At 71.5% G+C, this 18,253-nt stretch carries 16 protein-coding genes and 3 pseudogenes; 6 read left to right on the plus strand and 13 right to left on the minus strand.

Annotated elements, in window-relative coordinates; genetic code table 11:
* Positions 1-203: 203 nt before the first annotated feature.
* The 11 genes and pseudogenes from paaE to paaN all read right to left on the minus strand — a co-directional run bounded on the left by paaE (position 204) and on the right by paaN (position 9,006).
* Positions 204-1,319 (minus strand): 1,2-phenylacetyl-CoA epoxidase subunit PaaE, encoded by a 1,116-nt coding sequence (gene paaE / locus ACFU8W_RS42690; RefSeq protein WP_384049869.1) that lies wholly within the window; start codon positions 1,317-1,319, stop codon positions 204-206.
* The gene (gene paaD / locus ACFU8W_RS42695; protein WP_345514252.1) at positions 1,319-1,825 is read right to left on the minus strand and encodes a 1,2-phenylacetyl-CoA epoxidase subunit PaaD; all 507 of its coding nucleotides are present in this window, start codon (positions 1,823-1,825) and stop codon (positions 1,319-1,321) included. The genes paaE and paaD overlap by 1 nt, the downstream gene beginning before the upstream one ends.
* Positions 1,819-2,649, minus strand: coding sequence for a 1,2-phenylacetyl-CoA epoxidase subunit PaaC (gene paaC, locus ACFU8W_RS42700; RefSeq protein WP_384049872.1), 831 nt, complete (start codon positions 2,647-2,649; stop codon positions 1,819-1,821). The genes paaD and paaC overlap by 7 nt, the downstream gene beginning before the upstream one ends.
* A 9-nt stretch (positions 2,650-2,658) precedes the next feature.
* Positions 2,659-2,952, minus strand: a complete 294-nt coding sequence (gene paaB / locus ACFU8W_RS42705) for a 1,2-phenylacetyl-CoA epoxidase subunit PaaB (RefSeq protein WP_345514254.1) — start codon at positions 2,950-2,952, stop codon at positions 2,659-2,661.
* Positions 2,949-3,935, minus strand: coding sequence for a 1,2-phenylacetyl-CoA epoxidase subunit PaaA (gene paaA, locus ACFU8W_RS42710; RefSeq protein WP_384049876.1), 987 nt, complete (start codon positions 3,933-3,935; stop codon positions 2,949-2,951). The genes paaB and paaA overlap by 4 nt, the downstream gene beginning before the upstream one ends.
* Before the next feature lie 76 nt (positions 3,936-4,011).
* Positions 4,012-4,179, minus strand: a complete 168-nt coding sequence (locus ACFU8W_RS42715) for a hypothetical protein (RefSeq protein WP_384049879.1) — start codon at positions 4,177-4,179, stop codon at positions 4,012-4,014.
* Positions 4,180-4,208: 29 nt separating this feature from the next.
* A pseudogene (locus ACFU8W_RS42720) lies at positions 4,209-4,424 on the minus strand (enoyl-CoA hydratase/isomerase family protein); the annotation flags it as partial.
* 49 nt (positions 4,425-4,473) lie between these two features.
* Entirely contained in the window at positions 4,474-5,331 is an 858-nt protein-coding gene (locus tag ACFU8W_RS42725) for a 3-hydroxyacyl-CoA dehydrogenase family protein (RefSeq protein ID WP_384049882.1), read from the minus strand.
* The gene (locus ACFU8W_RS42730) at positions 5,328-6,077 is read right to left on the minus strand and encodes an enoyl-CoA hydratase/isomerase family protein (RefSeq protein WP_384049885.1); all 750 of its coding nucleotides are present in this window, start codon (positions 6,075-6,077) and stop codon (positions 5,328-5,330) included. Before ACFU8W_RS42730 ends, ACFU8W_RS42725 begins: the two co-directional genes overlap by 4 nt.
* Positions 6,074-7,297, minus strand: a complete 1,224-nt coding sequence (locus ACFU8W_RS42735; RefSeq protein WP_345514258.1) for a thiolase family protein — start codon at positions 7,295-7,297, stop codon at positions 6,074-6,076. Before ACFU8W_RS42735 ends, ACFU8W_RS42730 begins: the two co-directional genes overlap by 4 nt.
* The gene (paaN, locus tag ACFU8W_RS42740; RefSeq protein ID WP_384049889.1) at positions 7,297-9,006 is read right to left on the minus strand and encodes a phenylacetic acid degradation protein PaaN; all 1,710 of its coding nucleotides are present in this window, start codon (positions 9,004-9,006) and stop codon (positions 7,297-7,299) included. Before paaN ends, ACFU8W_RS42735 begins: the two co-directional genes overlap by 1 nt.
* A gap of 95 nt (positions 9,007-9,101) precedes the next feature.
* On the opposite strand from paaN, the gene paaI reads away from it, so the two are divergent.
* The 3 genes and pseudogenes from paaI to ACFU8W_RS42755 all read left to right on the plus strand — a co-directional run.
* On the plus strand, positions 9,102-9,533 hold the full coding sequence (gene paaI, locus ACFU8W_RS42745; RefSeq protein ID WP_384049892.1) for a hydroxyphenylacetyl-CoA thioesterase PaaI: 432 nt from the start codon (positions 9,102-9,104) through the stop codon (positions 9,531-9,533).
* A complete protein-coding gene (paaK, locus tag ACFU8W_RS42750; RefSeq protein ID WP_345514264.1) occupies positions 9,530-10,876 on the plus strand; it encodes a phenylacetate--CoA ligase PaaK in 1,347 nt (448 codons plus the stop codon). Before paaI ends, paaK begins: the two co-directional genes overlap by 4 nt.
* Positions 10,877-10,968: 92 nt before the next feature.
* A pseudogene (locus ACFU8W_RS42755) lies at positions 10,969-11,061 on the plus strand (TetR family transcriptional regulator); the annotation flags it as partial.
* A gap of 303 nt (positions 11,062-11,364) precedes the next feature.
* On the opposite strand, the gene ACFU8W_RS42760 reads toward ACFU8W_RS42755, so the two are convergent.
* Together ACFU8W_RS42760 and ACFU8W_RS42765 are read right to left on the minus strand one after the other, a co-directional pair.
* Complete coding sequence (locus tag ACFU8W_RS42760) at positions 11,365-12,594, minus strand: damage-control phosphatase ARMT1 family protein (protein ID WP_384049895.1); 1,230 nt, start codon at positions 12,592-12,594, stop codon at positions 11,365-11,367.
* 400 nt (positions 12,595-12,994) lie between these two features.
* A pseudogene (locus ACFU8W_RS42765) lies at positions 12,995-13,288 on the minus strand (hypothetical protein); the annotation flags it as partial.
* 373 nt (positions 13,289-13,661) lie between these two features.
* Here ACFU8W_RS42765 and ACFU8W_RS42770 point away from each other — a divergent pair.
* The 3 genes from ACFU8W_RS42770 (at position 13,662) to ACFU8W_RS42780 (ending at position 18,252) form a co-directional block, all read left to right on the plus strand.
* Positions 13,662-13,880: a hypothetical protein gene (locus ACFU8W_RS42770; protein WP_384049898.1), complete on the plus strand. Its 219-nt coding sequence runs from the start codon at positions 13,662-13,664 to the stop codon at positions 13,878-13,880.
* A gap of 86 nt (positions 13,881-13,966) precedes the next feature.
* Positions 13,967-14,635: a DUF7019 family protein gene (locus ACFU8W_RS42775; protein WP_384049901.1), complete on the plus strand. Its 669-nt coding sequence runs from the start codon at positions 13,967-13,969 to the stop codon at positions 14,633-14,635.
* 5 nt (positions 14,636-14,640) lie between these two features.
* Positions 14,641-18,252, plus strand: coding sequence for a WD40 repeat domain-containing serine/threonine protein kinase (locus ACFU8W_RS42780; RefSeq protein WP_384049904.1), 3,612 nt, complete (start codon positions 14,641-14,643; stop codon positions 18,250-18,252).
* Position 18,253: the final 1 nt, after the last annotated feature.

An 18,253-nucleotide genomic window follows, 5' to 3' on the forward strand; every position in this document is an offset into this window, starting at 1 on the left:
TCCTCGTACTGGACGTACTCGGGCGAGCCCGACAACGCAGCGAGCGTGCGTGCCGGGCGTCGCCGGGCAGGCGGGACTTCCGACACACGCCCTAGGACGGACCCGTCGGACAGGTCCTGGTCGAGTACGTCGGCGCACTCCGAACTCCGGCAGAGAGTCTGCCGCCCTGAGCGACTTCGGGACGAGGGTTCGACATCTGCTCCTCAGCTGTCGAAATCGACGGTCAGGCTGTCGGAGACAGGGAAGGTCTGGCAGGTCAGCACATACCCGGCGTCGACCTCGGCAGGTTCCAGCGCGTAGTTGCGCCGCATGTCCGACTCGCCCTCGGTGACCCGAGCGCGGCAGGTACCGCAGACGCCGCCCTTGCAGGCGAATGGCAGGTCGGGACGTACGCGGGAGGCCGAGTCGAGAAGGGTGGCCTCGCGGGAGAGTGCGGAGGTGGTGGAGCGGCCGTCCAGGACGACGGTGACCTGGCTGACCGGTCCGTCGACCCGGGGCTCCTCGTGGCGTACGGCGACGGGCTCCTCGCTTGCGAAGAAGAGTTCCTGGTGGACCCGGTCACTGGGCGCTCCCAGTTCGGCGAGCACCTTCTGGGCGTCCAGGACCATGCCGTGGGGGCCGCACAGCCACCAGTGGTCGGCTTCGGAAACGTCGACCAGGCCGTCGATGAGCGCGGCCAACCGGTCGGCGTCGAGACGGCCGGTCAGCAGTTCGGCCTCGCGCGGTTCTCGGGACAGTACGTGCGCGAGCTGGAACCGGGCAGGGTAGAGATCCTTCAGGTCGGCCAGTTCGTCGGCGAACATCACCGAGTCGGTGCGCCGGTTGCCGTAGAAGAGGGTGACGCGGGACCGGTCGTCCGCGGCAAGGACGGACTCGGCGATGGAGACCATCGGTGTGATGCCCGAGCCGGCCGCGATGAGCACGTGGTGTCCGGGCGTGGACAGATCAGGGGTGAAGGCGCCGGTCGCACCCATCACCTCGATGGTGTCGCCCTGTCTCACCTCGTTCACCAACCAGGACGAGAACAGTCCACCGGGCACCACCCGCACCCCGATGCGGGGCCGGGCACCCACCGGGGAGCAGATCGAGTAGGAGCGCCGCTCGTCCCGCCCGTCGACTTCGCGCCGCAGCGTGAGCGACTGGCCGGGTGTGAAGGCGAACTCCTCGGCCAGCTCACCGGGGATGTCGAAGCTCAGCGCGACAGCGTCGTCGCACAGCCGCTGCACTGCCGCGACTTTCAAGGCGTGGAAGGCGGGGCGGCGGCGCGCCCGCCGCACCGGGGAGAGGGCGGCGGCTTCGGGAGCCAACAGGTCCTCCATCAGATCTCCTTGACGTACTCGAACGGTTCCTGGCAGGCCCGGCAGCGCCACAGCGCCTTGCAGGAGGTGGCGCCGAAGCGGGAGGTCTCCTCCGTGTCGATGGCGCCGCAGCGAGGGCAGGGCACGGCTCGGCGGGTGGCGGACAGGCTCAGCGGCACGGGCCCCGGCAGCGGGCGCGGTGCGGGTCCGGGGGGTGCGATGCCGTGTTCGGCGAGCTTGCGGCGCCCCTCCGGGGTGATCCAGTCGGTGGTCCACGGGGGGTCGAGGACCGTGCGGACCTCCACACGCTCATAGCCGGCGTCCTTCAGCCGCGCCGCCACACCGGCCCGCATCTCGGGCATGGCCGGGCAGCCGGAATAGGTCGGCGTGAGTGCGGCGACGACCGTGCCGTCGGCGGCCACCGTCACGTCCCGCAACACTCCGAGGTCGGCCAGGGTGAGCATGGGCAGTTCGGGGTCGGGCACCTGCTCGGCGATGCGCCGGGCGTCCGTGAGCACGGTCACCATGTCGCCTCCGGGTGGGCGCGGGCCACGCTCTGCAGCTCGGTCAGCAGCGGGGCAAGGTGTTCGGTGTGGTTGCCTTCGCGGCCGGAGCCGGCCGTCTGCGGCGGTACGTCCGGCAGGGGCAGCCCTGCCGCTGTCGTGACCTGTCGCAGCACGGCGAGGACCTCGGTCCGCGCGTCGTGGGCCTCGAACAACTCCCCCACGTGAGCGGCCACGTCGTCGAGGCCGGCGCGCATCCTGCGGTGGGACTCCGCGGTGCCGTCACCGAGTCGGACGACCCACTCCGCCGCGTACTGCCGGTGATAGGTCAGTTCTTTCACGCCCTTGGCCGCGATGGCGGCGAGTACCGGGTCGGCCGAGGCGGTGAGCCGCTCGAAGTGGGCCAGGCGCCAGCTGGCGAACACCAGCAGCCGTGCGATGGTGAACGCGAAGTCGCCGTTGGGCAGTTCTGCCAGGCGCACGTTGCGGAAGTCGTCCGCGTCACGGAAATAGGCGTAGGCGTCCTCGCCGCGTTCCGTGCCGTCGACCTGACCGCAGCGGGCGTAGAGGAGGCGGGCCTGGCCGAGCAGGTCGAGCCCGATGTTGGCCAGTGCCACCTCCTCCTCCAGCTCGGGTGCGCGCGTGGTCCACTCGGCCAGGCGCTGGGCACCGACCAGGGCGTCGTCGGCCAACACCAAGCACAGCGCGGCCAGTTCGTCACGGTCGACCCCGTCCGGCACAGCGGAGCTCACCCCGTGCAGCGGATCCTCGAAACCGGTGCCGTAGGCCCAGCGAGCGTCGTCCTCGTGCCCCTCGGCGAGCGTCGTGTAGACGTGGTCGTCACTCATGCCCTGCTCCTAGATGTGGGGGACGTCGTCGGGGATGTCGTAGAAAGTCGGGTGGCGATAAACCTTGTCGGCGCTGGGCGCGAAGAACGGGTCCTTCTCGTCGCGCGTGGAGGCCGCGATGTCCTCGCTGCGCACCGCCCAGATGCTGACGCCCTCGTTGCGGCGGGTGTACAGGTCGCGCGCGTGCGTGAGCGCCATCGCGTCGTCGGCGGCGTGCAGCGAGCCGACATGGACATGGTTGAGTCCGCGCTTGCCGCGCACGAACACTTCGTACAGAGGCCAGCCGTGCTTGTCGGAGGTCATGCCGCCGCTCCCTTCTTCGCACTCGCTGCCTGCTTGGCCGCGTGCGCGGTCGCTGCTTCGCGCACCCAGGCGCCTTCTTCGTGAGCGGTCCGGCGGCGCTCCATCCGCTGGGTGTTGCACGGCCCGTAGCCCGTGATGACGCGCTTCAGCTCGTCCCAGTCCGGGGTGCCGAAGTCGTGATGGCCACGCTCCTCGTTCCAGCGCAGCTGTGGGTCGGGCAGATTCACGCCGAGCTTCTCGGCCTGCGGGACGGTCATGTCGACGAACCGCTGGCGCAGCTGGTCGTTGCTGTGCCGCTTGATCTTCCAGGCCATCGACTGCGCGGAGTTAGGCGAGTCCTCGTCGGGCGGGCCGAACATCATCAGCGACGGCCACCACCAGCGGTTCACCGCGTCCTGCACCATCTCCCGCTGGGCTTCGGTGCCGCGCATCATCGTCAGCAACAGCTCGTAGCCCTGCCGCTGATGGAACGACTCCTCCTTGCAGATCCGCACCATCGCCCGCGCGTACGGCCCGTACGAGGAGCGGCACAGCGGCACCTGGTTGCAGATCGCCGCGCCGTCCACGAACCAGCCGATCACCCCGACGTCGGCGAAGCTCAGCGTCGGGTAGTTGAAGATCGACGAGTACTTCTGGCGCCCTTCGAGCAGTCGCTCGGTGAGGTCCGCGCGGTCGGCGCCGAGCGTCTCGGCCGCCGAGTACAGGTACAGGCCGTGCCCGGCCTCGTCCTGCACCTTGGCGAACAGGATCGCCTTGCGGCGCAGTGACGGCGCACGCGTGATCCACTCACCCTCCGGCTGCATGCCGATGATTTCTGAGTGCGCGTGCTGCGCCACCTGCCGGATCAGCGTCTTCCGGTAGCCGTCGGGCATCCAGTCACGCGGCTCGATCCGCTGGTCCCGCGCGATCGTCGACTCGAAGTGCTCCTGGAGCGCGGGGGGAGCGTCAAGTGCGGCCGACGAGCCGGCCTGCTGTGCAGTCATCCGTACCACCAATCCCTACCGACCGTTCGTTCGGTCGATGATATGACGAGGTTCCTGGGTTCTGGCAAGTGCCGAATTACGGTCCGTTCCCGGTGAAGGAGGGTGGCCGGCCGTCGAGGAAGGCGCAGACGGCGGCACGGTAGTCCTCCGTCCACCTGAGCCGCTCCTGCACCACGGCCTCCGCCTCCAGCAGTGCGGGCAGGTCGCGGCACCGTCCGGCACCATGCGATGGACGAGACCCCACCGCTCGGCCGCCTCGGCGTCGAAGCGGTCGCCGAGCAGCATCAGGGTGACTGCCCGCGAGGGTCCGACCGCCTGCGCCGGCGCGCCGCTCAGCCCACTGTCGGCGGCCACGCCGATCCCGATGAACGAGGTGGAGAATGGGCCGCCCTGGGCGGCCACCCGGAGGTCGGCGCAGAGCGCGAGGCCGAGACCGGCGCCGACGCAGGCGCCCTCGACGCCCGACGCTATTCGATGACGGCGCCGCAGTCCGGCAGGGTGTACTCGACGGTGCGTTCGTCGGTCTGCGCCGTTTCGCTCACCGCCATGCGTAGAACCCCTGTCCGGTCTTGCGGCCGAGTTCGCCCCGGGCGACCTTCTCGCGCAGCAGCCGCGGCGGGGCGAACCGTTCGCCCAGCGTGGCGTGCAGGTGTTCCGCGATGGCCAGGCGCACGTCCAGGCCGACCAGGTCGGTCAGGCGGAGGGGACCCATGGGGTGCTTGTAGCCGAGTTGCATCGCGTCGTCGATGGCCTCGGGTTCCGCCACGCCCTCCTCGACCATGCGGATGGCCTCCAGTCCGAGGGTGACGCCGAGGCGGCTGCTGGCGAAGCCGGGCGAGTCCTTGACGACGACGTCCTTCTTGCCCAGGCAGCGCGTCCACTGCAAGGCCGCCTCGATCGTGGCGGCGTCCGTGCCCGGCGCCACCACGATCTCGACCAGGTCCGAGGCGGGCACCGGGTTGAAGAAGTGCATGCCCAGGAAGCGGCTGGGCCGGGTGAGGACGGCGGCCAGCTCGGTGACGGACAGAGAGCTGGTGTTACTGGCCAGGACCGTCGTCGTGCTCACCGCCTGCTCGGCGGCGGCGAGGACCCGGGCCTTGAGCGCGGAGTCCTCCGGGACGGCCTCCACGACCAGGTCGGCTTCGGCGGGCAGCGCGTCCACCGACTCCACGGTGGACACCCGGGCGAGAATCTCGGCCGCGGGTTCGGTGAGCAGGTCGCGTTCGGCGGCCCGCTTCAGTCCCGTGGCCACCCGGTCCAGGGCCGCGGCTGCGGCCTCGGCGCCGCTCTCGACCACGGTGACTGCGGAGCCGGCGGTCGCGTAGGACTGCGCAATGCCGGCGCCCATGCGGCCGCCGCCGATCACCCCGACGACGGCCGGTGCGGTGGTTGTCATGCTCGGCTCCTCTTCTCCAGGAAGCGGGTCATGCGGTCCTTCTTGTCCTCGCCCTCGAACAACACGGCCTGAGCCAGGTCGTCGGCGACCGGATGGGCACCCGGCGAGTCGACGACGAGCTTGGTCAGGCGCAGGGCCGTGGCCGAGGACCTGGCCATGCGGTCCAGCAGCGCGTGCGCTTCGTCGAGCAGCTTCTCGACCGGCACGACGTCGATGACGAGCCCGGCCGCCAGGGCCGCCTGCGCGTCGAGATTCCGCCCGGCGAGCAGCACCTGCTTGGCGACCGACTCGCCGACCAGCTCGGGCAGCCGCCAGCATGCCCCGGCAGCGGCGAGGATGCCGAGCCCCGGCTCGGGGTTGCCGAACACGGCGTCGGGCCCGGCGATGCGCAGGTCGCACGCGTAGGCAAGTTCCGCACCGCCGCCCAGGGCCCAGCCGTCGACTGCGGCGACGGTCGGCATCGGCAGGCGCCGTACCCGCTCGAACAGGCGGCTGTTGATGCCCTGCAGGGCCTCGTCCCGGCCGCGCCCGAGCAGTTCTGCGATGTCGGCGCCGCCCGCGAAAACGCGGCCGTGCCCGGTGAGCAGCAGCAGCTTCGGTCGACGTTCCAGCTCGTCGCAGACGTCGTGCAGCTCGGCGATCATCCGGCCGCTGATGGCGTTGCGGGCGTCGGGCCGGTGCAGCGTGACGACCACCCGGTCGTCGCGCTCCTCGACCAGGAGGGTCTCGTAGGTCGTGGCGTTCACACCCGCTCCACCAGCATCGCGACGCCTTGGCCGACGCCGACGCACAGCGTCGCGAGCCCCCTGCGGGCGTCCTCCCGCTCCAGGCGGCCCAGCAGGGTGAGCAGGATACGAGCGCCCGAGCAGCCGAGCGGATGGCCCAGCGCGATGGCGCCGCCGTCGGCGTTGACCTTGTCCTCGTCGAGTTTCAGCCGGCGCATCACCGCCAGGGCCTGAGCGGCGAACGCCTCGTTCAGCTCCACCGCGTCGAGGTCCCCCGCCTGCCATCCGGCCCGGGCCAGGGCCTTCTCGGTGGCGGGCACCGGGCCGAGGCCCATGATGTGGGGCTGGACGCCGGCCGAGGCCGAGGTGACGATCCGCGCCCGCGGGGTGAGCCCGTAGCGGTCCACGGCCGCCGCGCTCGCCACGATGAGGGCCGCGGCGCCGTCGGACAGCGGCGAGGAGGAGCCGGCGGTGACGATGCCGTCCTTGCGGAAGATGGTGCGGAGGGTGCCGAGCTTCTCCAGCGTGGTGGAGGGGCGGGGGCCTTCGTCCCGTATGACCTCGCCGTCCTTGACCGGGACGGGAACGATCTCGCGGTCGAAGCGGCCCGCGTCCTGGGCGGCAACGGCCCGCTGGTGGCTGCGCAGAGCGAAGGCGTCGGACTCGGCACGGGTGATGCCGTCCAGGGCCGCGACCTCCTCCGCGGTCTCCCCCATCGACAGGGTGACCTTCCCTGTCCCGGGTCCGTCACCTGCGGGGACGGCACGGTCGGCGGCCGTGAAGCGGGGGTTGGTGAACCGCCAGCCCAGCGACGTGTCGTGCACCTCGCCCGGCTTGGCCCAGGGGGTTCCCGGCTTCTGCATCACCCACGGGGCACGGGTCATGGACTCCGCGCCGCCGGCCACGACCAGGTCGGCCTCGCCGGCGCGGATCGCCTGGGCTGCCGAGGCGACGGCGGTCAGGCCCGAGGCGCACAGCCGGTTGACGGTGTAACCGGGCACCGTGTGCGGCAGCCCGGCCAGCAGGACCGCCATACGGGCCACGTCCCGGTTGTCCTCACCGGCCTGGTTGGCCGCGCCGAGGATCACCTCGTCCACGGCCTCGGACGGGATGCCGGAGCGGCGCACGGCCTCGCCGACGACGAGGGCAGCCAGGTCGTCGGGGCGAACGGAGGCCAGGGCGCCACCGTAACGGCCCTGCGGGGTGCGGGCTCCGTCGATCAGGTAGACCTCTTCGGGCATCAGACGGACTCCTCGGCGGTGACGACGGGACGACGGGACTGCAGAACGGCGAAGCGGCCGGCGACGAAGGCCGCGTCGGACAGAGTGGCGCTGGCTGCGGGGTTGGCGGCGCTGCCGTGGAAGTCGCTGAAGGCGGCGGACTGATTGACGAAGATCTGCCCGGTGAAGTTCTCGGACAGGTGGACACCGGCGTCCAGGGCGGCCTCCTCGGCGGCGGCCAGCACGTCCTCGTCGGTGGAGTGGACGGCGGCGGTCAGCGCCCCGTGCGCGCGCACCATCTCACGGAACAGCTCCAGGCTGTGCCGGGTGGAGTCGGTGCCGATCACGAACGACACCGGCCCGAACCACTCCCGGCTGTACACCTCCCGGTCGGCCTCCGCGTCCAGCCGTGCCACGAGCGGCGTCCGCACGTCCGCCTCGGCGTACTCCGGGTGTTCGACGGACGCCGACGCCCGCACCGTACGGCCGACACCGGCCGCGTCCTTCAGCCGATCCCGCACACCGTCGTTGACGATCGCGCCCAGCGTGCCGACGGCACGCGCGGGGTCGCCGAGCAGCCGGTCCAGGGCTGCGGCCAGGTCGGTGGCGAACTCGTCGGCCGTCCGTCGGCCCTGGTCGGTGGCGATGCCCTCACGCGGGAGCAGCAGGTTCTGCGGGGTCGTGCACATCTGCCCGCTGTACAGCGAGAGCGAGAAGGCGAGATTGCCCAGCAGACCGCGGTAGTCGTCGGTCGAGTCCAGCACGACCGTGTTCAGGCCGGCCTTCTCCGTGTACACGACTGCCTGGCGGGCGTGGGTCTCGAGCCAGTCGCCGAACTCGGTGGAACCGGTGAAGTCGACGATCCGGACGTCCGGGTCCAGGGCGAGCGTGGCGGCGTCCCGGCCGCCGGGCGCCTCGGCGACCAGAAGGACGAGGTCAGGGCTGAAGCCCGCCTCGGCCAGCACTTCGCGGGCGATGCGCACGGTGATCGCCAGGGGCAGCACGGCACCTGGGTGCGGCTTGACCACGACCGGGTTGCCGGTGACGAGCGAGGCGAACAGCCCCGGATAGCCGTTCCAGGTCGGGAAGGTGTTGCAGGCGACGAGGAGTGAGACACCACGGCCGACGGGGCTGAACTTCTTGTCCAGCACCAGGGCGTCGCCCTTGCGCTGCGGCTTGCTCCAGCGGGCGGCGGCCGGGTGCTTCTTCTGCGCCGCCCACGCGTAGGCAACGGCTTCAAGGCCCCGGTCCTGGGCGTGCGGGCCGCCCGCCTGGAAGGCCATGACGAACGCCTGGCCGGTGGTGTGCTGCACCGCGTGGGCGATCTCGAAGCTCGCCGCGTTCAGCCGGGCGAGGATCTCCGCAGCGACGCCGGCGCGCGTGTCCGGGCCGGCCGCACGCCAGGCTGCCGTGGCGTCCTTGGCGGCGGCCACGGCCGCGGTCGGGGAGAGCCGGGGGTAGCTGATGCCCAGCGGGAAGCCGTACGGGGAGTGCTCCTCGGGCGCCACGCGTCCCTCCCCCGGATGTCCGGGCAGGTCGAACGGCCTGCCGATCTGCTCCCGGAAGACCGCCTCGCCGAGCGTGGCGGCGTCCTCGCCGTACACCGACCTGCTGGGCGACTCGGGATAGGGCGTCCAGTGCTCCCGGCTTTCCGTCGCAGCCACCGTCTGTTCCAGCAGGGTGCGATGACGTGCGAAGAAGTCGGGCACCTCAGTGGCTGCGTGTTGCATATGACTCACCTCTTGACAGGCCCTGGCGTGGCTTGATTACTTGGCCGTGCCGAAGCTAACCGAATGTTCGGTCGGGACACAAGGTGGTGTAAACCGTGACGGAAGCAACGCCCACGATTTCGGCGCCGACAGCGCGCATGTTCGCCGCGGACCAGGCTTCACGCCTTCTCGGCATCGAACTGCTGGAGCACGGCGAGGGAACCGCTGTACTGCGCATGACGGTGACGGCGTCCATGGTCAACGGGCACGGGACCGCCCACGGTGGATACCTGTTCCTCTTCGCCGACACCGCCTTCGCCTGCGCCTGCAACAGCCACGGACCCGTCACCGTCGCGTCCGGGGCGGACGTCACCTTCGTGGCGCCCGCCCACGAGGGAGACGTCCTGACGGCCACCGCTCGGGAGATCACCCGCTTCGGTCGCAGCGGCATCTACGACGTCACCGTCATCCGCGGCGAGACGGTGATCGCGGAGTTCCGCGGCCGCAGCCGCAGCATCCGAAGCACGGGATCCAAGGAGCCGCAATGATCAGCGAACCGACCGCCCCCATGGACGTCCGCCCCCGCCGCGGTGAGCCCCTGCCGGCGGAACTGCAGGACGATGCGGAGCGGATGTCACGGGAGGAGGTGGAGGACCTCCAGCTGCGCCGCCTCCACCGGACGCTTCGGCACGCCTACGACAACGTCGAGCTGTACCGCAGGAAATTCGACCAGGCCGGCGTGACGCCCGACGACTGCCACACACTGAAGGATCTGGCCCGGTTCCCCTTCACCACCAAGGCCGACCTGCGCGACACCTATCCGTTCGGCATGTTCGCCGTACCCATGGACCAGGTCCGCCGTGTTCATGCCTCCAGCGGCACCACGGGCCGCCCCACTGTCGTCGGCTACACCGAGAACGACCTGTCGACATGGGCGGACGTGGTCGCCCGTTCGATCCGCGCCGCCGGCGGCCGTCCCGGGCACAAGGTGCACATCTCCTACGGCTACGGCCTGTTCACCGGCGGCCTGGGCGCGCACTACGGCGCCGAACGGGCCGGGTGCACCGTCATCCCCGCCTCCGGGGGCATGACCGCACGACAGGTGCAGATCATCCAGGACTTCAAGCCCGAGATCATCATGGTCACCCCGTCCTACATGCTCACCCTGCTCGACGAGTTCGAGCGCCAGGGCGTGGACCCGCGCTCCACCTCCCTCGAGGTGGGCATCTTCGGCGCCGAACCGTGGACGGAGGAGATGCGCCGCGAGATCGAGGAGCGCATGGACATCCACGCCGTCGACATCTACGGCCTCTCCGAGGTGATGGGCCCCGGCGTGGCACAGGAGTGCGTGGAGACCAAGGACGGCCTGCACGTCTGGGAGGACCACTTCCTCCCCGAGATTGTCGACCCGTTCACGGACGACGTCCTCGCCGACGGTGAGAGCGGTGAACTCGTCTTCACCTCGCTCACCAAGGAGGCACTCCCGATCATCCGCTACCGCACCCGCGACCTGACCCGGCTCCTGCCCGGCACCGCCCGGCCCGCCTTCCGCCGTATCGAGAAGATCACCGGCCGCTGCGACGACATGATCATCCTGCGTGGGGTGAACGTCTTCCCGACCCAGATCGAGGAGGTGGTGCTGCGCGCCCCCGGCGTCGCCCCGCACTTCCAGATCCAGCTGAGTACAAGGGGACGCATGGATCACATGACCGTCCGTGTGGAGGCCGAGCCCGGCGCGGGGCCCGAGCAGCGCGAAGCGGCCGCCCGCGCGATTGCCAAGGGCGTCAAGGACGGCGTCGGCGTGAGCGTGGAAGTGGAGATCGTGGAGCCGGAGAGCCTGGAGCGCTCCCTCGGCAAGCTGCGCAGGATCAAGGACCAGCGCACGGCGTGATGCGTCTCCTTGCCGCAATGGCCGGGTGAGCAACACGCCACCGGCCATCCCGCACGGCACGGGAGCGGCCCGCCTACGACCGTGACTCCCTCCTGGAAGTCGCGGTCGCGGCCTTCAACGAGCGCGGCTGCGACGGAACCGGCATGGAAGAGCCGGCCCGGCGCCTCGGCCTGAGCAAGTCCGGCATCTACCACCACGTCGCCGGCGTCGCCGGCAAGGAGGAACTGCTCTCACTCACCGTCACCCGTGCTCTGGACGCGCTGTTCGCCGTGCTGGACGAGGGCCCGGCGCCGTACACGTCGACAACCGCCCGGCTGCGGCACGCCGTACGACGCAGCGTCGAGGTGCTCGCCCCGGAGCTGCCCTACGTCACCCTGCCGCTGCGGGTGCACGGCAACAGCGACACCAAGCGGCGGGCGCTCGCGCGGCTTCGACGGTCTGAGCCGCCGGGGAGCCGGCGCCGACCCAGGAGGCCCCTCCGGCCGAAGCTATCTGCGCACCTGAATCAGCGCGTGCGTCCCACTTGTACGCCACGCGGCACCGGAGCGCTCAAGGGCGTCCAAGGTTGCCTGGTCCAGGCCGACAATGACGTCGGACTTCAGTGTGCGCAAGGCCGCGACGGCACCTGGGAAGTACGCAGTGCGAGTGGCGAAGGACACTGTGGCACCCCACAGCCGATCCCCCACCAGGCGGCGGTAGTTGAGGTCGCCCTTCATGATGGTGAGCGTGGCGCCCTCGAACTCCTCACGGAGGTCCTCCGGCATCTCCTCGTACGGCATAGGGGCGCAGAAGAACGGGTGGGTACGGACCTCCAGACTTCCGGTCGCCATGGCCTTCCACAGTCGGCCGCCGATCCGGCCCGCTTCGCCGGGCGCCTCGGTGAGGCGCCGGAGGCAGTCGACCACGTCCGCCGTCATCGCATCGGAGACGTAGTACGGGTAGGGCTTGACGTGGAGCACGACCCGCTCGGCATGTCGGTGTTCGAGGAGGTGGTCGATGAGGATCAGGTCCGGGATCAGCTCGCGTCCCGCGTTGTCGGCCACCACGGCGACAGTCGAGGAGCGTCCGGCAGGCAGCAGCTGCCACAGCACGGCACTGTCGTCGGCGACCAGCGCAGAGGCGGCGGCCTCACTGGCCGCCGCCTCCCCCGCCGAGACGCGGAAGCCGAGATCCGCGCGGTTGCCCCAGAGCGAGGCATGGAGCAGGGCCGTGGCCCGCTCGTCGGCCGGCGCGTCTGCGAGCGCGTCCAGGGCCCGCAGCTCCTCCTCCACCGCCTCGCCGCACAGTTCCGCCTGCTTGAAGGGCGCAAAGGGGTCGACTCCCTGCCATGGCCCGTTACCGAAGTACCCGACCGCGCCGAGGAGCCTGCGGTAGAAGTAGCTCTCCGCCCACAGGAAGGGCGCGTCGTACCAGGATCGCCCGAAGTGCTCCCGCCCCGAGTCCGCCCAGTGCTCGTGATCGTGGTCCTCGGGGTCGAGCGGTTCGACGTCGCGGTTGGTGATCTCGTCCAGCAGGTCATCGAGGGCCTCGTGCTGCCGACGGCTGCACGGGAAGGCGGCTCGTACCTGCTGGATGAGGGCAGGGTGGCGGTTGGCAAGGACATCCCAGGCGAACGAGCCGGGCTTGTTGCCCATGATGACCGGCGGGCTTGCCGCAACGGCCGGACCGGAGTCGGCTCCGGCCCCTTCGCCCGCGGTGTGGGGACCTCTGTCTTCCATGGCGTCCAGCCCTTCGCGAATCGCCAACCGGAGCGTCAAGCTCCTGATTGCTGGTCTTCTCCAGGTCTCCCACATCGGCTTGCCCGTCGGCAACAAAGTGTTGAGTCCCGGCAAGCCCCTGCCGGCCCCGCTCGTCGAGTTGTTGATGTGGTCGATCCAACGGTAGACGGACCGAAACTGGCGGACGGCACGTTGGTCATCGGGCAGCAAACCTCCTGCAGGTGACATCGGTGGCCCTCCCGGATCGTGGGGGATGACGTGGACGAAGTCGAAGAGGTCGCTGCCGTTGCCGAGGGAATCACGATCCGCAGCCGGGCCGACAGCGTCGCCTCAGCGAAACGTGGCGGGAGGCCGTCGGCGAATTTCGGACCTCCACGCGAGACCTCGTGACGCCGGACCCTCAGCTCAACCGGAACACCGGGCCGCGCGGTGTGAACGGCAGAGAGGCACCCTGCGGGATCAAGAAGGCGTGCTCGCGCCGGATCCGCAGCGTGTCGCACCGGCCGTCAGTGATGACGAGCACCGGGGCCGCCGGCGGGAAGTCGTCGGCCCTGTGCAACAGGTCGATGCCCGGCTGCAGTTCGGTCCCGCCACGGCCGCGCACCCGAACCCGGCCCGCGATCTCGGCCGGTGGCAGATAGCCGGCGTCGTACGGTGCCGCGTCGCAGAACACCACACGCGCCGCGGGTACGTCCGGCCGCCCAGCTCACCCGGCTGCTCGGCGTGCGCCAACTGCGCTCCTGGGGCGCCCCGCAGGACCTCACGGAGCGTGCCGAGACCGTCGTAGCAGAGCTCGCGGCGAACGCCGTACTCCACGGCCGACTGCCCGGTCGTAGCTTCCGGCTGACCCTCGTGTTCGACGCGTCGCTCCCCACCGGCGGGCACTGCCTCGCGCTCGTCACCGCGATCGCTGACTTTAGAAGCGGGTTCCCGGTCGGGTGATCCTGCCAGGGTGAGTTGTCGATGCCGGGCAGTCCAACTCGGCCGCCCCAACGTGTGATTGCCTCGCGAACGTGTACGGCAACGCGGCTGACCGGCCCGAGCGGCAGCGCCGGTACCCATCCGACATGACGGACGCAGAGTGGGCCGAGGTCCGGCCGCTGCTGCGCGGCCATGGTCTGGTCAAGGAGTTCCACGACCGGCTGCGCGGCCAGGTCCACGAGCGGTTGAGCCGGGACGCAGAGCCGACGGCCGGCGTGATCGACTCGCAGTCCGTCAAGGCTGACGCCGCGCGCTCATCAGCGCCGGCGTCACCCAAGTTATTCGGTTCTTCCCGAAGAACCTGATGTAGCCAGACTGCCTCTCGAATGGCCGCCTGCCAGTAACCTGGCGTAGACGGAACGCATACATTGCGTCAGACGGAGGGGGCGTTGTGGCGCTGCGGTACTACGTCTACATCAGCGATGCCAAGGTCGACATGCTGCTGCCGCAGGTCGACCCCGGGTTCACGCGCCGACGCGCCACCGAGGTCGGTGTCAGCCTGAAGTTCGTCAGCGCCCGGCGGAGCGTGGAGACAGCCGCGTCGGACCGGGTGGCACGGCTGGAGCGGGTGGTGCGGCACCTCGACGACTTCGGCGACGTGGGCACCGTGGACGCACCCGGCCAGTACGTCCGGGGGCGGCTTCCGATGCGCTGGGGGCCGCTGCCGCTCGGGCCGTCGCCGCTGGTCTACTTCGGTGGCCGTACCGAGCGGACGATCGTCGGGCTCGGCGGGGCGAGCGGCCATGTGCTGGGCGCCCCCGGGCCCGCACCGGGGGCCGCGCCCGCCGAGCAGGAGCTGCCCTTCGCACCGTCCACGGCACCGGGTCTGCTGACCGGGCTCGCCGCGGCCGTGGCGGCGGACGGCGCGGACGGCACCCCCCAGCCCGACGCGCTCGCCTCCGTCCAGCTCGCGAACCGGACGCTGCGCGGCGCCGAGCAAGAAGTGGAGTTCCTCGCCAAACGTCTGCTGCACGGCCCGAGCCCCTACCCCGAACTCGACGGCCAGGACGGGATGACGGTGCTGCTCGGCAGCCCGCTCTTCGTCGCGCTCGCCGACTGACCACCGTGGCCGCCGAGCGGGCCCGGACCTGGCAGCCGGGTGAGGTGGTCCTCGGTCTGTACGAGGTGCTCGACGTGGTGCACAGCGGTGGCATGGGCCTGGTGCACCGGGTCCGGCACCGCGACTGGCAGGTGGACCTGGCGGTGAAGACACCCCGCCCCGAACAGGTGCGCACCGCCGAGGGTCGCCGCCGCTTCGAGACCGAGGCCGGTACCTGGGTGGGGCTCGGGCTCCATCCGCACACCGTCAACTGCGTGTACGTACGCACCGTCGACGGTCTGCCCCGGGTGTTCGCCGAGTGGGTCGACGGCGGCAGCCTGTCCGACGCCGTGCGTGGCGGCGGCCTTTACGCGGGCGGCCCCGACACCGCGCTGGGCCGCGTTCTCGACATCGCCGTGCAGATGGCGTGGGGCCTGGCGCACGCGCACCACAGCGGGCTCGTCCACCAGGACGTCAAACCGGCGAACGTGATGCTCGAACCGGACGGCACCGCCAAGGTCACCGACTTCGGCCTGGCCGGGGCACGGGGGAACAACGACGCCCGGGAGGACACCGAGAGTCCCGCGGACGAGCCGCTGACCGTCACCTTCGGCGGCATGACCCGCGCCTACTGCTCCCCGGAGCAGGCGGCCGCCGCCGCGGGACACCGGGGCATACGGCTGACCACCGCGACGGACGTGTGGTCCTGGGCGGTGAGCGTGCTGGAGATGTTCGCCGGTCGTCGGCCCACCCCCTACGGCCAGGTGGCCGGCGCGGCGCTGGAGACGTTCCTGCGCGACGGCGGCCCCGACGACGCGCGCGTGCCGCCCATGCCGCCGCAGGTGGCCCAGCTGTTGCGGCGCTGCTTCGCCGAGGACCCGGCGGACCGCCCGGCCGGGCTCGCGGAGGTCGCGGCGGCCCTGCGCGACCTGCACCGCGAACGGCTCGGCACCCCCCATCCGCGCCCCGCCCCGAAGGCCGTACACCTGCTGTCGGACGGCCTGTCCAACCAGGCTCTCTCCCTCCTCGACCTCGGCCGCGCCGAGGACGCCGAGAAACTGTGGCTGGCGGCGATCCAGGCCGACCCCCACCACCTGCCCTCGGTCTACAACTTCGGCCTGCACTCATGGCGTTCGGGACGGCGCACCAGCGAGGAGGTCGTCACCGACCTGGAGGCGGCCCGCGCCGCCGACACCGGCGCCCCGCCCGGCCTCGGCGCCCTGCTCCTGGGCTCCGTGGAGCTGGAGCGGCACGAGAACGCCCGCGCCGGTGCCTTGTTGCGGGAGGCGGCCACGGCCGACCCCGACTCGCCGGACGCCGCCGCGGCCCTCGCCGAGTGCGAGCGGCGCCCGCCGCGGATCCGCACTGACCTCGAAGGGCACTCCGAGAACGTCGACGCGGTCGCGATCGCCGCGGACGGCGGCGCGATCGTGTCCGGCGACCGAGCGGGCAGGCTGCTGCAGTGGACGCGACGGGAGGCCGGCGACCGCTGGGCCAAGCGCACCCTGACCCGACGCGGGGAACCGGTCACCGCCCTCGCCATGGACGCGGGCGGCACGCTCGGCGTAGCCCTCCGCGGCGACGGCGTCCCGGAGGTGTGGGACCTGCCCCGGGGCCGCCGCCGCAGACGCGCCCTGCCGTTCGCACCGGGTTCCCCGGCCGTGGGCGCCGTGGCGGTCAGCGGGGACGGCCGGTACGTGGCGACCGGCCAGGACGACGGCGTGATCCAGGTCTGGGAACCGGAGGAACGGGGCCTGACGGCCGTATTCCGCGGCCACGCGGGGCCGGTCACCGCCCTGGCGCTGAGTCGCGACGGCCGCAGGGCGCTGTCCGCCTCCTTCGACCAGCACGGCAACGACGGCACCGTCCGCTCCTGGGACGTGCCCGGCACCCGTGGCCTCGGCACGCTCGTCGGGCCGGTCAGGGGCACGCTGCACGGCCGGGAGGTGCGCACCTGGCTCGGTGACAGCGTGGCTCTCTCCCCGGATGCCCGCTGCGCGGCGGCCCTCTGGTCGAACGGCCCGCTCACCTTGTGGGACGCACGGCGGAGCACGGTCGTCAGCGAGGTGCCGCACCGGCTGCTGCATGTGACGACCCTGGCGGTCGCCACGGCCGGCCCCACCCTGCTGACCGGGGGCCACGGTGAACCGACGCAGGTGTGGCATGTGCCGACCGGCCGCTGTCTGCGCACGCTCGACGGCGACCTGCCCGCCGACGCCCTCTGGGTGCACTCCGCCGCGATCAGCGCGGACGGCCGGGTCGCCGTGCTCGGCGGGGGCCACGGCGCACTCGTGGTGCGGTCGCTGCCCACCGCGGACTTCGTCGCCCCCTGGTGCTATGCGCGACCCCGGCCCGCCGACGAACTCACGCGTACGGAGGAGGAGTTCGGGCAGCTGATGGACCGCGCCCGCGCCCACACCGAGCACGGCGACCTCGCGGCGGCGGCCGAGGCACTGCGCGCCGCCCAGCGGGTGCCCGGTTTCGCCCGCCACCCGGAACTGCGCCAGGCCTGGGTGCGGGTGGCCCCCCACGGCCGCCGCTCCACCCTGCTCGGCGCCTGGGGCCTGTACGAGTTCGACGGGCACGGGGAGCTGACCCAGCCGGTGAGCCTCGCCGTCAGCCGGGACGGCGCCTACATGGTGACCGGCCGGTGGACCGGCGAGGTGGACGTCTGGGACTTCGCCGCCGGAGAGCGGCTGCACACCTTCGACCGCGGTGAGGGCGGCAGCGCCAGGGACATCCGGTTCGCCGTCGGCGGACGGCTGCTGACCGTCCTGACCGGCAAGGGCACGATCCGTCAGCTGAGCCTGGAGACCGGCGTCAAGCGGATCTTCACCGACGACGACGGAGCCCTCACCGCCCACGCCCTCAACGAGACGGGCGACCGCATCCTGATCGGCGACGAGCACGGCACCCTGAAGCTGCGGAACCTCCCCCAGGGCGAGATCCTGCGCGAACTGCACGCGCACGGTGGCAAGGTCCACACCGTGGCCCTCAGCCGCGACGCCCAGTACGCCGCATCCCACGCGGGCACCCATCCGCGGGCGAACCTCTTCGGCGGCCCGTCGAACGAGAACGAGATCCACCTCTGGCCGCTCGACGCGGACCGCCCCGCCTGGACGCTGGAGGGCCGCATGCGCGACGAACGCCTGGACTTCAGCCCGGACGGCCGCATCCTGTTCGTCTCCGGCGGCCTGTACGCGACCGCCTGGGACGTCGCCACCGGCGAGCTGCTCCATTCGTTCAAGGACAGCGGAGTGTACGGCAGCGGACAGAGCGTGGTGGCCTTCACCGCCGACGGCCGTCTGGGCGCCACACCGGACGGCCGAACCCTGCGGATCTGGGACACCGGCACCGGCCGGGTGCTGCACTCCCTGTCGCTGCCCGACAAACCGTGGGCCTTCACGCTCAGCGCCGACGGCGCGTTCGCCGTCACCAGCGGCCACGACCGCCTCGTCCACCTGTGGGACGTACGCTCCGGCCGCCGCCTGCGCACCCTGGAGGGCCATCGCGCCACGGTCGACCACGTGGCACTGAGCGAGGACGGCAGCCTGCTCGCCACAGCCGACCAGGGTTCGGCGGTGTGGGTGTGGGAACTGGCCTGGGACTACGATGTCCGGCCCGGGGCGGGTGACTGAC

This window comes from Streptomyces sp. NPDC057565, assembly GCF_042801455.1.
Classification (GTDB): Bacteria; Actinomycetota; Actinomycetes; order Streptomycetales; family Streptomycetaceae; genus Streptomyces; species Streptomyces yanii.

Bases quoted from the DNA above. Each gene is read 5' to 3' on its own strand.
- paaK (WP_345514264.1), top strand. From the start codon at position 9,530: ATGATCAGCGAACCGACCGCCCCCATGGACGTCCGCCCCCGCCGCGGT.
- ACFU8W_RS42725 (WP_384049882.1), bottom strand. From the start codon at position 5,331: ATGACAACCACCGCACCGGCCGTCGTCGGGGTGATCGGCGGCGGCCGC.
- paaA (WP_384049876.1), bottom strand. From the start codon at position 3,935: ATGACTGCACAGCAGGCCGGCTCGTCGGCCGCACTTGACGCTCCCCCC.
- paaD (WP_345514252.1), bottom strand. From the start codon at position 1,825: ATGGTGACCGTGCTCACGGACGCCCGGCGCATCGCCGAGCAGGTGCCC.
- ACFU8W_RS42760 (WP_384049895.1), bottom strand. From the start codon at position 12,594: ATGGAAGACAGAGGTCCCCACACCGCGGGCGAAGGGGCCGGAGCCGAC.
- paaN (WP_384049889.1), bottom strand. From the start codon at position 9,006: ATGCAACACGCAGCCACTGAGGTGCCCGACTTCTTCGCACGTCATCGC.
- ACFU8W_RS42770 (WP_384049898.1), top strand. From the start codon at position 13,662: ATGACGGACGCAGAGTGGGCCGAGGTCCGGCCGCTGCTGCGCGGCCAT.
- ACFU8W_RS42735 (WP_345514258.1), bottom strand. From the start codon at position 7,297: ATGCCCGAAGAGGTCTACCTGATCGACGGAGCCCGCACCCCGCAGGGC.
- paaB (WP_345514254.1), bottom strand. From the start codon at position 2,952: ATGACCTCCGACAAGCACGGCTGGCCTCTGTACGAAGTGTTCGTGCGC.
- paaC (WP_384049872.1), bottom strand. From the start codon at position 2,649: ATGAGTGACGACCACGTCTACACGACGCTCGCCGAGGGGCACGAGGAC.
- paaE (WP_384049869.1), bottom strand. From the start codon at position 1,319: ATGGAGGACCTGTTGGCTCCCGAAGCCGCCGCCCTCTCCCCGGTGCGG.